We start from the raw sequence: 12,778 nt of genomic DNA on the forward strand, positions 1-12,778 counted from the left end.
GCGGCTGCCATGACGTCCCATCGCCGGCGGGGAGGCCGGCCAGGGACATGCTTCACGGAGCTTCGGCTTCCACACCATGATCACCCGCGTTGGTTCTTCCGCGCGCGCCTTGTCGCGCACCTGTCCCCTGTCGCCGCTGGCTGCGGCCGTCGCCCTTCTGGCACCTTTGGGCGCACTGGCCCAGACCTCCACCCTCCAGGAAACCGTGGTCACCGCCACCCGTGTCGAGCAGCCGCTGTCCGAGCTGGTCTCCGATGTGTCGGTGATCGACCGCCAGGCCATCGAGAACAGCGGCGCCACCGGCGTGGCCGACCTGCTGGCGCGCCTGCCCGGCGTGCAGATCTCGCGCAACGGCGGCATCGGCAACACCACCAGCGTGTTCCTGCGTGGCGCCGAGACGCGCTTCACCGCCGTCTACCTCGATGGCGTGCGCATCGACTCCCAATCCACCGGCGGCGCCGCCTGGGAGTCGCTGCCGCTCGGACAGATCGACCGCATCGAAGTGCTGCGCGGCCCGGCCGCGGCCGTCTATGGCTCGGACGCCATCGGCGGTGTGGTGCAGCTGTTCACCCGCCGTGGGGAAGACGGCTTCTCGCCCAGCGTGAGCGTGGGCGCGGGCAGCCGCGGCCTGCGCGATGCGCAGGTGGGCCTGTCGGGCAAGTCCGGCGCCTTCGACTACTCGCTGGGCGCCGGCTACACGACCACGCGCGGCTTCGACGTGCGCACGCCCAACATCAACCACAACCCCGACGCCGACCTCTACCGCGCGACCTCGGGCAATGTGCGGCTGGGCTGGCAGATCAATGCGCAGCACCGCATCGAGGCCACCGTGCTGGAGAGCGAGACCACGTCGGGCTACGACGCCACCTCCGGCACCGGCTACCGCCTGGCCACGGCCACCGACGACCGCAACCTCTACCACCTGCGCACGGCGGGCCTGAGCTGGACGGCCCAGTGGACCGAGCACTGGAAGACGCTGCTGCAGGTGACCGACAGCAACAGCCGCTACGAGACCACCTCGGCCCGCATCGCGGCGGGCTATGCCGGCTACCCGAGCACCACCTACATCACCGACACCCAGCTGCGCGGCTACCTGCTGCAGGCCGAAGGCAAGTACGGCCCGCACCGCTTCACGGCCGCGCTCGAACGCCGCGAGGACGAACTGCTCAACCCCTCGCTCACCGACTGGCGCAAGACCCTGAACCGCGACCGCGCGCAGGACGCCGTGGCCCTGGGCTACGGCTTCCACCAGGGTGCGCACACGGTTCAGCTGAACGTGCGCCACGACGACGACAGCGAGTTCGGCGGCAAGACCACTGGCAGCGCGTCCTATGGCTACGAGTTCGTGCGCAACTGGCGCGTCACGGCGGCGGCCGGCACGGCCTTCCGTGCGCCCACGCTGTACCAGCGCTTCAGCGAATACGGCGACGCCAGCCTCAAGCCCGAGACCGGCCGCAATGCCGAGGTGGGCCTGCGCTACGGGGATGGCCGCACCAACGCCAGCCTGGTGGTCTACGAGAACCGCGTGCGCAACCTGATCGTGTTCAGCAGCACCAGCACGAGCTGCGCCTCGCTCTTCGGCTGCTACGCCAGCGTGGGGCGGGCGGTGTACCAGGGGGCCACGCTGGCCGCCGACCACCGTTTCGGCGACCACTTCACCCTGCGCGGCTCCATCGACGTGCAGGACCCGAAGGATTCCGAGACCGGCCGCCAGCTGCCCCGCCGTGCCAAGCGCTATGCCACCTTCGGCGGCGACTGGACGCAGGGCATCTGGACCGTGGGGGCCGAGGTGCAACTGGCCTCGCGCCGCTTCGACGACACGGCCAACAAGATCGTGCTGGCCGGCTACGGACTGCTCAACCTGTATGGCAGCGTGCAGCTGCGCCCCGACCTGCGCCTGGTCGCGCGGCTGGACAACGCCACCGACAAGAACTACGTGCTGGCCAACAACTACGCGACGGCCGGCCGCACGGCCTACGTGGGCCTGAAGTGGACGCCGCGCTGACCGACGGCGCCCGCGGGCCCGCCACCTGCGCCGCGGTGCTGGTGGCGGCCCCGGCCTCGGGCCAGGGCAAGACCACCGTGGCCTCGGCTCTGGCGCGGCTCCACGCGCGGCAGGGCCGGCGCGTGCGGGCCTTCAAGTGCGGGCCCGACTTCCTCGATCCGCAATGGCTGGCCATGGCCACCGGCGCACCCGTGCATTCGCTGGACCTGTGGATCACGGGCGAGGCCGATGCCCGCGCCCGGCTGCATGCGGCCGCCTGCGAGGCGGACCTCATCGTGGTGGAGGGCGTGATGGGCCTGTTCGATGGCGAACCCAGCGCGGCCGACCTGGCCCAGCGCCTGGGCCTGCCGGTGCTGGCGGTGATCGACGCCGGCGCCATGGCCGGCACCTTCGGTGCGCTGGCGCATGGGCTGCAGAGCTACCGCTCGGGCCTGCCCTGGGCCGGCGTGCTGGCCAACCGGGTGGCCGGCGAGCGGCACGGCGAGATGCTGCGTCACTCGCTGCGCGAGCCGGCGCACTGGCTGGGCGGGCTGCCACGCAGCGCCGACTTCGGCCTGCCCGAGCGGCACCTGGGCCTGGTGGCCAGCGCCGAGCTGGACGACGGCCTGGCCCGGCTGGATGCCGCGGCGGACGCACTGGCCGCCACGCCGATGGGGCAGGGCGGACTCGCGGCCTTGCCGCAGGTCGACTTCGCGGCGCCGCCTGCAGCCGCGCCCGTGCCGGCGCTGCTGGCGGGCCGCACCATCGCCGTCGCCCGCGATGCAGCCTTCTGCTTCCTGTACGCCGCCAACCTCGACCTGCTGGCGCAGCTCGGCGCGCGGCTGGTCTTCTTCTCGCCGCTGGCGGGCGATGCCCTGCCGGATTGCGACGCGCTGTGGCTGCCGGGCGGCTATCCCGAGCTGCATGCCGAGCGCCTGGCCGCGCGCACCGACCTGCGCCAAGCCCTGCACGCGCATGTGGCGCAGGGCCGCGCGGTCTGGGCCGAATGCGGCGGCATGATGAGCCTGTTCGACGAACTGGTGGACAAGGAAGGCCGCAGCCATCGCCTGTGGGGCCTGCTGCCCGGCCACACCGTGATGCAGCCGCGCCTGGCGGGCCTGGGCTCGCAATGGCTGGCCATCGACGGCGGGCTGCTGCGCGGCCACACCTTCCATTACTCCCGCTGCGAGACGGCGCTGGCGCCCCTGGCGCGCAGCGCGCGGCCCGGTGCCGAGCCCAAGGCCGATGCCGGCGAGGCGCTGTATGCGCAGGGGCCGGTGCGGGCCAGCTACTTCCACGCCTGGTTTCCCTCCGACCCCGTGGCTGCGGCGCGCCTCTTCGACGGGCGGCCCCTGCTGCGAACATCGGCCTCCTGATGACCGACAACGCCCACGAACTCATCCTCGGCGGCCAGAAGAGCGGCAAGTCGCGCCGCGCCGAATCGGCGGCCGGCGACTGGTTGGCCGGCGCACCGGGCCGCCGCGCGGTGCTCATCGCCACCGCCCAGGCCTGGGACGCCGAGATGACGCAGCGCATCGCCCGCCATCGCCTGGACCGCGCCGAGCGCGTGCCCGGCCTGGAGACCGTGGAAGAGCCGCTGCGCCTGCCCGAGCTGATCGGCGCGCTGAGCCGCCCGGACACGCTGCTGGTGGTCGACTGCCTCACGCTGTGGCTGACCAACCTGCTGATGCCGCCCGAGCTGGACCCGCAGCGCGCCGCGCTGCCCGACTGGCGCACCGAAGCCCTGCTGCTGGTGGAGGCGCTTTCGCAGGCGCCCGGGCCCGTGGTGCTGGTCGGCAACGAGATCGGCCTGGGCGTGATCCCGCTGGGCGAAGAAACCCGCGCGTTCGTCGACGCGCTGGGCCAGCTCAACCAGCATGTGGCCGCCGCCTGCCGCCGCGTCACCCTGATGGTGGCCGGCTTGCCCCTGACCGTGAAGGACAACGGATGACGACCTGGTCCCTCCTGCGCACCGGCCGCGCCCTGCGCGCGGCCTTTGCCGCGTTGCTGCTCGCCGCCGCCGTGCCCGCCCTGCTGGCCGCCCCGGTGGAGGTGGTGGACGAACGCGGCGCCACCGTGCGTCTCACCCAGCCGCCGCAGCGCATCGTGACGCTGCTGCCCTCGCTCACCGAGACGGTCTGCGTGCTTGGCGCCTGCGAGCGCCTGGTGGGCGTGGACCGCTATTCCAACTGGCCGGCGCCGGTGCGCAACCTGCCGCAGGTCGGCGGCGGCATCGATCCCAACGTCGAGGCGGTCGTGGCGCTGAAGCCCGATCTCGTGCTGCTGGCCAAGTCCTCGCGCGTGGTCGACCGGCTGGAGGCCCTGGGCCTGAAGGTCGCGGTGCTGGAGCCCAAGACCCAGGCCGACGTCGAGCGCGTGATGGCCAAGGTCGGCACGCTGCTGGGCCAGCCAGGGGCGCCCGCGCTGTGGCAGCGCCTGCAGGGCGAGCTGGACGCCGCCGCGCAGTCAGTGCCGCCCGCGCGCCGCGGCCAGCGCGTGTACTTCGAGGTCAACAACGGCCCCTATGCGGCGGGCGAGAGTTCCTTCATGGGCGAGACGCTGAGCCGCCTGGGCGCACGCAACATCGTGCCGGCGGCGATGGGGCCCTTTCCCAAGCTCAATCCCGAGTTCGTGGTGCGGGCCGATCCGGACCTGATCATGGTCGGCGTGCGCAGCGCCACTGGCATGGAACAGCGCCCCGGCTGGGCCGGCATCCGCGCCGTGCGCGACGGACGCATCTGCCGCTTCAGCGCCGCGCAGGCCGACGTGCTGGTGCGCCCCGGCCCGCGCATGGGCGAGGCCGCCCGCCTGATGGCCGACTGCCTGGCCGGCCGGCCGTTGGCCGAGTGATGGCGGCGCACTTGCAGCAGGGTCGCCACGCCCGGGTGCTGACGGGGGCCTTGCTGCTGGCGGCCCTGCTGCTGGGCGCGCTGGGCGCGGCCGTGGGCAGCACCGGCGTCGAGCGCCTGTGGCAACTCGCCGACGATCCCATCGCCTGGCAGATCGTGCGCGACATCCGGCTGCCGCGCACCGTCGGTGCCTGGCTGGCGGGCGCGCTGCTGGGCTTGGCGGGCGCTGTGGCGCAGGGGCTGTTCCGCAACCCGCTGGCCGATCCCTGGCTGCTGGGCAGCGCCTCCGGTGCCGGCCTGGGCGTGGCGCTGGCGCTCGGCGCCATCGGTGGATCGCCCGCTGCGGCGGCCTGGGGCGTGCGGCTCGGCCTCACCGGGGCCGCCTTCGCGGGCGCCGTGGCGGCGGTGCTGCTCACGCTGACCCTGGCCCGCGGCGCCCAGCACACGCTGCGCCTGCTGCTGGCCGGCGTGATCGTGGGCATGGTGCTGGGCGCCATCAAGGACCTGTTCACGCTGTCCTCGGCCGACATCCTGCAGGCGCTCGTCGTCTTCATGCTGGGCAACACGGCGCTGGTGGGCTGGAGTGCCTGCGCCATCATGGCCCTGGCCCTGGCGGGCTGCCTGCTGGCGGCGCGGCTGCTGGCGCCGGTGCTCGACGGCCTCGCCCTGGGCGAGGCCACCGCCGCCAGCCTGGGCCTGCCGCTGCCGGCCATGCGCGCGGCGCTGGTGGCGGTGCTGTCGCTGGCCACCGGCGCGGCCGTGGCGCAGACGGGGCTGATCGCCTTCGTCGGCCTGGCGGCGCCACACCTGGTGCGCTCCATCATCAAGACCACGCATGCGGGGCTGCTGATGCTGTCGGCCTTCATGGGCGGCCTGCTGCTGATGGCGGCCGACCTGCTGGCGCGCTGGCTGATCGCGCCGCAGGAGCTGCCGGTGGGCGTGCTCACCGCCGTGCTCGGTGGCGGTTATCTGCTCTTCCTGATGCACCGGCGCTCGCGCGGAGGGGTGCGATGACGGCCACATTGCAGGCGTCGCCCGCCAGGGCCGGCGGTGCGCCCGTGCTGGAAGTGCACCACCTGGACGCCACGCTGGGCGGCGCGCCCGTGCTGCACGGCGTGACGCTGCGCCTGCAGGCCGGCCGCTGGACCAGCATCGTCGGCCCCAATGGCGCGGGCAAGTCCACGCTGCTCAAGGCCATGGCCGGACTGCTCGCACCCTCGGGCGGCGAGGTTCTGCTCGATGGCGAGGGGCTGTCGGCCTGGCCGCACCGGGCGCGCGCCCGCCGCCTGGCCTGGCTGGCGCAGGGCGGTGCGGCCGATCCGGCCGCCGACGACCTCACGGCCTACGACGTCGCCATGCTCGGCCGGCTGCCGCATCAACGCTGGCTGGCGGCGCCCTCCGGTGCCGACCATGCCGCGGTCGAGCAGGCCCTGCGCCAGACGCAGGCCTGGGACTGGCGGGGACGGCCGCTGTCGCAGCTCTCGGGCGGCGAGCGCCAGCGCGTGCTGCTGGCCCGCGCGCTGGCCGTCGAGGCGGGCGTGCTGCTGATGGACGAGCCGCTCGCCAACCTCGACCCGCCGCACCAGGCCGACTGCCTGGCCTTGGCCCGAACGCTGGCCGATGCCGGCCGCACCGTGGTCACCGTGCTGCACGAACTGCATGCCGCCCTGGCCGCCGACGACCTGGCCGTGATGGCCGGTGGCCGGCTTATCCATCATGGCCCTTGCCACGACGGCGCGACCCATGCGGCGGTCGAGGCCGTGTTCGACCACCGCATCCGCATCCACCGCGTCGACGACCAGTGGGTGGCGCTGCACCGCTGAACCTTCACCCGAGACCCATCATGCAGACCGAAACCCCGCCCCAGACCAAGCCCTACGAGAAGCCTGAAGGCGAGCGTCGCGGGCTGCTGATCGTCAACACCGGCGACGGCAAGGGCAAGAGCACCGCCGCCTTCGGCCTGGCCATCCGCGCCCACGGCCGCGGCAAGCCGGTGCGCATCTTCCAGTTCATGAAGGTGCCGAGTGCGCGCTTCGGCGAGCACCGCGTGTTCGAGCAACTGGGCCTGCCCATCGAAGGCCTGGGCGACGGCTTCAGCTGGAAGAGCCAGGACCTGGAGCGATCCGCCCAGCTGGCGCGCGACGGCTGGGCGCGGGCGGCCGCGGCCATCACATCGGGCGAGCACTTCCTGGTGGTGCTGGACGAGATCACCTATCCGCTCATCTACGGCTGGCTGCCGCTGGAGCCGGTGATGGAGGTGCTGACGCAGCGGCCGTCGTCGGTGAGCGTGGTGCTCACCGGCCGCCGCTGCCCGCAGGAACTGATCGACATCGCCGACACCGTGACCGAGATGCGCAAGGTCAAGCATGCCTTCGATGCGGGCATCCCGGCGCAGCGCGGCATCGAGGATTAGTCCCCCGTGACGGACGGCCCGGTCGTGCTCGCCGCCGCGCTCTGGCTGGCGCTCGCCATCGACCGCTGGCTGGGCGAGCCGCCGGCGCGCGTGCATCCGGTGGTGGGCATGGGCCGCTGGCTGGGCTGGACCGGACGCCATGTGGCGCCGCTGCCGGGCGATGCGCGGCGTGCCGGGCCCTTCGTGCGCGGCGCGCTGGCGTGGCTCGTGGGCGCCTTCGTGGCGACGGTGCTGGGCTGGGCCCTGCAAGGGGCCGCCGGGGCCTTGCCGGCGCTGCTGGCGGCGGTGGCGCTCGCGCTGTGCCTCAAGCCGCTGCTGGCCTGGCGCATGCTGCGTGACGAGGTGGCGGCGGTGGAGCAGGCGCTTGCATGCTCGCTGCCCGAAGGCCGGGAGCGCCTCGCCCGCCTGGTGAGCCGCGACGTACAGCAGCTGGAAGCCGGCGAGGTGCGCGAGAGCGCCATCGAGTCGCTGGCCGAGAACCTCAACGACTCGGTGGTGGCGCCGCTGTTCTGGTTCGCCATCGCCGGCCTGCCGGGCGCCGCGCTCTATCGCTTCGCCAACACGGCCGACGCCATGTGGGGCTACCGCGGCGAGCGCAGCGGGCGGGACTGGACCTGGGCCGGCAAATGGGCGGCGCGGGCGGACGACGCCCTGTCCTGGCTGCCGGCCCGGCTCACGGCCCTGCTGCTGATGCTGGCCGCCGGGCGCTGGCCCGCCGGGCTGCGGCGGGAAGCGGCGCGCACGCCATCGCCCAACGGCGGCTGGCCCATGGGCGCCATGGCGCTGCTGCTGGGCGTGCATCTGCGCAAGCCCGGCGTCTACGCGCTCCACGCGGGCGGCCGCGAGCCGCAGGCACAGGACACGCAGCGGGCACTCGTCCTGGCGGGCCGTACCGTGCCGATGGCGGCCGCGCTGGCCACGCTGGCGCTCGTCTGGCTGGCGCAGTTGCGATGAGGCCCATGGTCCACGGTGGGCCGGACGCGCAGGGCGTGCCGGTGCACGACTTCTCCAGCAACGCCAACGCCTGCGGACCCTGCGAGGCAGTGATGCAGGCGCTGCGGCAGGCCGATCCCACGCGCTACCCGGACCCGGCGGCCACGGCACTGCGCGGCCGGCTGGCCGCGTGGCATGGGGTCTCTCCCGAACGGGTGCTGGTGGCCGCCAGCGCGAGCGAGTTCATCGTGCGCATCACGGCGGCCGTGGCCGTGCGCCGTCGGGGCGAAGGGCCGGTACAGGTGCCCGCGGCCGCCTATGGCGACTACCGGCGGGCGGCCGAAGCCCATGGACTGTCGGTACGGGTCGTCGGCGAGCCGCTGGCGCTCGGTGGCGCTCGGCCGCCGGTCCTGGCGTGGGCCTGCGAGCCGTCCTCCCCGCGCGGCGACGCCGTGGCGGATCTGCCCGCCCGGCTCGACGCCCTGCCACCGGACACGGCGTTGGTCCTGGACTGTGCCTACGCCCCCCTGCGGCTGGAGGGCGCCTCGGCGTTGACCGCGGCGCAGCGCGACCGGTGCTGGCAGCTGTGGACGCCCAACAAGGCCCTGGGCCTGACGGGCGTGCGTGGCGCCTATGCCATCGCACCCGCCGCAGCACCCGGCCGGCTGGTCGAGGACCTGCATGCCCTGGCACCGTCATGGCCCCTGGGCGCCCATGCCGAGGCCATGCTCCGGGCCTGGACCGAGCCGGCCGTCCAGGACTGGCTTTCGACCCAATGCCTGCCGCGCCTTCGGGAATGGAAGCAGCGCCAGATCTCGCACTGCGAAGCGATGGGCTGGCAGGTGGCGCCCGGCGTCGCCAACTTCTTCTGTGCCAGGCCGGGCGCGCCGTCCCTCGACGGCGCGTTGCGGCACCTGCGCACGCAGGGCATCAAGCTGCGCGACTGTGGCAGCTTCGGCATGCCGGGCTGGGTGCGACTGGGTGTGCTGCCCCCGGTCAGCCAGGACGCGCTGGCTCGTGCATGGAGTCCGTTCGCATAGACGGAGGGCGCGCCCCGTGATCGCCCGATGGCCTGCGAACGCGCACTGCCGCTTCGGTCACGACGATGGCGCGATGGCCGACAGCCCGGCCCGGCCCGCGGCAGGCACGCTTGGCGCATCGCTCACAGATTCGGAGAACACCATGCGTCAAACCTTTTTCGGTATCGCCACCGCCCTGTCGCTGATCGCCTTTGCCGGCGTCAGCCATGCCCAGCTCGGCAAGGCCGCATCGGAGGCGTCGGACGCCGCCGAGCACAAGATCGACCAGAAGCGCGCCGAGAGCGACGCCAAGAAGAGCGGCCCGGTGGGCAAGGCGGTCAACAACGTCAAGTCCGAGTACCACAAGAACCGCTCCAAGAACTCGGCCGAGAAGGCCAAGGACGCGCTCAAGGGCAAGGACTGAGTCCATCCACAGGGTCCGCGCGCGGCGATCCGCGGCGGCATCTGGCCAACCAAGCAAAAGGGCTGCAGCGATGCAGCCCTTTTGCTTGTGACCGGTGGCCTCGCCTATTCGCCGTCGGCGTCCTTGCGCCCCCGGCCGCCGCCGGTCAGCCGCCCGGTGAGGTCGAGCGCCCGCGTCACCGCCGCCCCCATGCCCATGAGCCGCATCGCCGTGTCGGGCGAGAGGCGCTGGACGTCGTCGAACCAGCGCACCAGCCGGTCGATCAGGTCGTGCATCTCGCGCATGCGCTCTTGCGCGTGGCGCTCCTCCTCGGTGGCCGGCTCCTGCAGCAGGGCGTTGCGCAGCATCGAGAGCGTGGGTTCGATCTCGCGGCGGCGGCGTTCCTCGGCCAGCACGCGGAAGATGTCCCACACCTCGCCGGGCGTCTCGAAGTATTCGCGCCGGTCGCCCGCCAGATGGCGCAGCTGCACCAGCCGCCAGGCCTGGAGTTCCTTGAGCCCCATGCTCACGTTGGAGCGCGAGAAGGACAGCGTCTCGCTGATCTCCTCGGCATTCAGGGGCCGCTGCGACAGGAAGAGCAGGGCATAGATCTGCCCCACGGTGCGGTTGATGCCCCAGCGGCTGCCCATCTCGCCGAAGTGGTCGACGAACTGGCGGTGGAGTTCGGGCAGGGCAGGGCGCGGGTCGGCAGGACGGCTGTTGGGCATCCACCGATTGTGCGTGCTGGGATTTCAGAAAAAGCCGAAATCCCAGGAATGCCTTGAATCCGGTGGGGCGATGGCGCTCAGCCCGCCTGACTGATCTGCATCGTCGGCCGGATATCGGTGTAGTTCTTCACGTCGCCGTTGATTTCCTTCGCGTGAGGTCCGAAGGCGGCCTGGAAGGCTTCGACCGATGCGCAGTCGATGTGGCACATGGCCTCGAAGGCCGGCTTGGAGCCGGGCGCCGGCCCCGACAGGCCGCGGTCGATGCGGTAGCCCAGGCAGGCCGAACCCATGCGGGCCTGGATCATGGGCATGTGCTTGTCGCGGTAGTAGTCGTGGTCGAAGCGGGCGCCTTCGGTGAAGGGATAGAGGACGCTGACACGGATCATGGCGGAGTCTCCAGAGTGGGTTTCGAAAGGGTGGACGGTAACGGCAGTCAGCCGCGGCGGGTGGCGATCAGCGGCTGCACGTCGGGGGCCTTCAGGCGGGGCCGGTCGGCCTCGGCCCGGGCCAGCGGCGCGACCTCTTCCATCGTGGCCAAGCAGCGGCGGGTGAGGTCCTGGTAGGTGAGGGTACCTTCGCGCTTCCACGCGATCTCCTGCTCGGTCAGCGGTCGCTTGACCCGCGCGGGCACGCCCGCCACCAGGCTGGCATCGGGGATCTGCATGCCGGCGGGCACGAAGGCGCAGGCGGCCACGATGGTGCGCTCGCCGACCACGGCCTCGTCCATCACCACGGCGTTCATGCCCACCAGCGCGTCGCGCCCGACGACGCAGCTGTGCAGCACGGCGCCGTGGCCGATGTGGCCGTTCTCGCGCACCACGGTGTCGCGCTCGGGAAAGCCGTGGATCACGCAGGTGTCCTGCACGTTCGAGCCGGCCTCCAGCACCACGCGGCCGAAGTCGCCGCGCAGGCAGGCCGCGGGCCCGACATAGCAGCCCGGGCCGACGTGGACGTCGCCGATCAGCACGGCGGTGGGATGCACATAGGCGCTCGGGTCCACGACAGGGACCACGCCTTCGATGGCATAGCAGGGCATGGCGGAAAGTCTCCTTCGGGCGCCGCACCGGGTTGCACGGCACAGGCGCGGGTTTTCTCGGGGTGTGCTGACTTGCATCAAGCCGCGTGCGGATTTTAAGATCAGCCGACCGGTCGGTCGAAAGTAATCCGTCGACCTGACCCCCGAACAATCCCGGAGACGCCCCATGTCCGACGCCCTGGTGATCGAGAGCACCGCCGATGCCGTGCGCACCCTGACGCTCAACCGTCCCGCCGCGCTCAACAGCTTCACGCAGGCCATGCACGGCGCGCTCATGGATGCGCTGGAGCGCGCCGCGGCGGATGCGGGCGTGCGCGCGCTGGTGCTCACCGGCGCTGGCCGTGGCTTCTGCGCGGGCCAGGATCTGGCCGATCCCGCCGTGGCCCCCGAGCCCGGCGGCGCGTCCAAAGACCTGGGCGAGGTCATCGACCGCTTCTACCGTCCGCTGGTGCTGCGCCTGCGCAGCATGCCGGTGCCGGTGGTGGCCGCCGTCAACGGCGTGGCGGCGGGCGCAGGCGCCAACCTCGCGCTGTGCGCCGACATCGTCCTGGCGGCGCGCTCGGCCAGCTTCATCCAGGCCTTCGCCAGGATCGGGCTGGTGCCCGACACCGGGGGCACCTGGCTGCTGCCGAGGCTGGTGGGCCGTGCCCGCGCGCTGGGCCTGGGCCTGCTGGGCGACAAGCTGCCGGCCGAGGAGGCCGAGCGCATCGGCCTGATCTGGCGCTGCGTGGACGACGCCGCCCTGGCCGACGAGGCGCAACAGCTGGCCCGCCGGCTGGCCGCCATGCCGGTGAAGGCCCTGGTCGCCACGCGCACGGCCTTCGATGCCGCGCAGGCGCTGGACCTGGACGCGGCCCTGGCCGAGGAGGGCCGCCTGCAGGGCGAACTCGGCCGCGCCCACGACTACCAGGAAGGCGTGGCCGCCTTCGGCGCCCGCCGTGCCCCGCAGTTCACCGACCGCTGAAGCCGCCATGGCCGCATCCCCCACGCCCCAGCAGATCGCCGACGCCGTGCGCGACGGCATGGCCGCCAACGACCGGGCCCTGCATGCGCTGGGCATCGCCATCACCGCCATGTCGCCCGGCGCGGCCACGGCCGCCATGACCGTGCGCGAGGACATGCTCAACGGCCATGACATCTGCCATGGCGGCCTGATCGCCACGCTGGCCGACACCGCCTTCGCCTACGCCTGCAATGCCTACGACGAACTCACCGTGGCCTCGGGCTTCGGCGTGGACTTCGTGGCACCGGCCCGTCTGGGCGACCGTCTGGAGGCGCGGTGCACCGAGGTCTGGAAGACCGGGCGCACCGGCGTGTACGACGTGGTCGTGGCCAACCAGCGCGGCGAGCGCGTGGCGGTGTTCCGCGGCCGCTCCTACACCGCCCGCGGCCGGCCCGCGGTGCCGCGCTGAC

General features: G+C 72.8%; 15 protein-coding genes. 12 read left to right on the forward strand and 3 right to left on the reverse strand.

Annotated features, from left to right (window positions below; translation table 11 throughout):
* The first annotated feature begins 76 nt into the window (after positions 1-76).
* The 10 genes from L0984_RS13045 to L0984_RS13090 all read left to right on the forward strand — a co-directional run bounded on the left by L0984_RS13045 (position 77) and on the right by L0984_RS13090 (position 9,622).
* Positions 77-2,005, forward strand: coding sequence for a TonB-dependent receptor domain-containing protein (locus L0984_RS13045; RefSeq protein WP_234193999.1), 1,929 nt, complete (start codon positions 77-79; stop codon positions 2,003-2,005).
* The gene (locus L0984_RS13050; protein WP_234194000.1) at positions 1,990-3,360 is read left to right on the forward strand and encodes a cobyrinate a,c-diamide synthase; all 1,371 of its coding nucleotides are present in this window, start codon (positions 1,990-1,992) and stop codon (positions 3,358-3,360) included. The genes L0984_RS13045 and L0984_RS13050 overlap by 16 nt, the downstream gene beginning before the upstream one ends.
* A complete protein-coding gene (locus L0984_RS13055; protein ID WP_234194001.1) occupies positions 3,360-3,935 on the forward strand; it encodes a bifunctional adenosylcobinamide kinase/adenosylcobinamide-phosphate guanylyltransferase in 576 nt (191 codons plus the stop codon). The genes L0984_RS13050 and L0984_RS13055 overlap by 1 nt, the downstream gene beginning before the upstream one ends.
* Complete coding sequence (locus L0984_RS13060) at positions 3,932-4,834, forward strand: ABC transporter substrate-binding protein (protein ID WP_234194002.1); 903 nt, start codon at positions 3,932-3,934, stop codon at positions 4,832-4,834. The genes L0984_RS13055 and L0984_RS13060 overlap by 4 nt, the downstream gene beginning before the upstream one ends.
* Positions 4,834-5,847 (forward strand): FecCD family ABC transporter permease, encoded by a 1,014-nt coding sequence (locus tag L0984_RS13065; protein WP_234194004.1) that lies wholly within the window; start codon positions 4,834-4,836, stop codon positions 5,845-5,847. Before L0984_RS13060 ends, L0984_RS13065 begins: the two co-directional genes overlap by 1 nt.
* A complete protein-coding gene (locus tag L0984_RS13070) occupies positions 5,844-6,656 on the forward strand; it encodes an ABC transporter ATP-binding protein (protein WP_234194006.1) in 813 nt (270 codons plus the stop codon). The genes L0984_RS13065 and L0984_RS13070 overlap by 4 nt, the downstream gene beginning before the upstream one ends.
* A 20-nt stretch (positions 6,657-6,676) precedes the next feature.
* The gene (cobO, locus tag L0984_RS13075) at positions 6,677-7,246 is read left to right on the forward strand and encodes a cob(I)yrinic acid a,c-diamide adenosyltransferase (RefSeq protein WP_234194008.1); all 570 of its coding nucleotides are present in this window, start codon (positions 6,677-6,679) and stop codon (positions 7,244-7,246) included.
* 6 nt (positions 7,247-7,252) lie between these two features.
* On the forward strand, positions 7,253-8,200 hold the full coding sequence (gene cbiB, locus L0984_RS13080; protein WP_234194010.1) for an adenosylcobinamide-phosphate synthase CbiB: 948 nt from the start codon (positions 7,253-7,255) through the stop codon (positions 8,198-8,200).
* Entirely contained in the window at positions 8,197-9,219 is a 1,023-nt protein-coding gene (locus tag L0984_RS13085) for an aminotransferase class I/II-fold pyridoxal phosphate-dependent enzyme (protein ID WP_234194011.1), read from the forward strand. Before cbiB ends, L0984_RS13085 begins: the two co-directional genes overlap by 4 nt.
* 142 nt (positions 9,220-9,361) lie before the next feature.
* On the forward strand, positions 9,362-9,622 hold the full coding sequence (locus L0984_RS13090; RefSeq protein ID WP_234194013.1) for a hypothetical protein: 261 nt from the start codon (positions 9,362-9,364) through the stop codon (positions 9,620-9,622).
* 104 nt (positions 9,623-9,726) lie between these two features.
* Here L0984_RS13090 and L0984_RS13095 read toward each other — a convergent pair whose 3' ends face one another.
* The 3 genes from L0984_RS13095 to paaY form a co-directional block, all read right to left on the reverse strand.
* The gene (locus tag L0984_RS13095; RefSeq protein ID WP_234194017.1) at positions 9,727-10,329 is read right to left on the reverse strand and encodes a GbsR/MarR family transcriptional regulator; all 603 of its coding nucleotides are present in this window, start codon (positions 10,327-10,329) and stop codon (positions 9,727-9,729) included.
* Between the two features lie 77 nt (positions 10,330-10,406).
* Entirely contained in the window at positions 10,407-10,715 is a 309-nt protein-coding gene (locus L0984_RS13100; protein ID WP_234194018.1) for an EthD family reductase, read from the reverse strand.
* A gap of 47 nt (positions 10,716-10,762) precedes the next feature.
* On the reverse strand, positions 10,763-11,365 hold the full coding sequence (paaY, locus tag L0984_RS13105; RefSeq protein WP_234194019.1) for a phenylacetic acid degradation protein PaaY: 603 nt from the start codon (positions 11,363-11,365) through the stop codon (positions 10,763-10,765).
* Positions 11,366-11,531: 166 nt separating this feature from the next.
* On the opposite strand from paaY, the gene L0984_RS13110 reads away from it, so the two are divergent.
* Both L0984_RS13110 and paaI read left to right on the forward strand, forming a co-directional pair.
* A complete protein-coding gene (locus tag L0984_RS13110; RefSeq protein WP_234194021.1) occupies positions 11,532-12,329 on the forward strand; it encodes an enoyl-CoA hydratase-related protein in 798 nt (265 codons plus the stop codon).
* 7 nt (positions 12,330-12,336) lie between these two features.
* A complete protein-coding gene (gene paaI, locus L0984_RS13115; protein ID WP_234194023.1) occupies positions 12,337-12,777 on the forward strand; it encodes a hydroxyphenylacetyl-CoA thioesterase PaaI in 441 nt (146 codons plus the stop codon).
* The last annotated feature ends 1 nt before the right edge of the window (position 12,778 follow it).

Source organism: Pseudacidovorax sp. NFM-22 (assembly GCF_021401245.1).
In the GTDB taxonomy this organism is placed as follows: domain Bacteria; phylum Pseudomonadota; class Gammaproteobacteria; order Burkholderiales; family Burkholderiaceae_C; genus Xenophilus.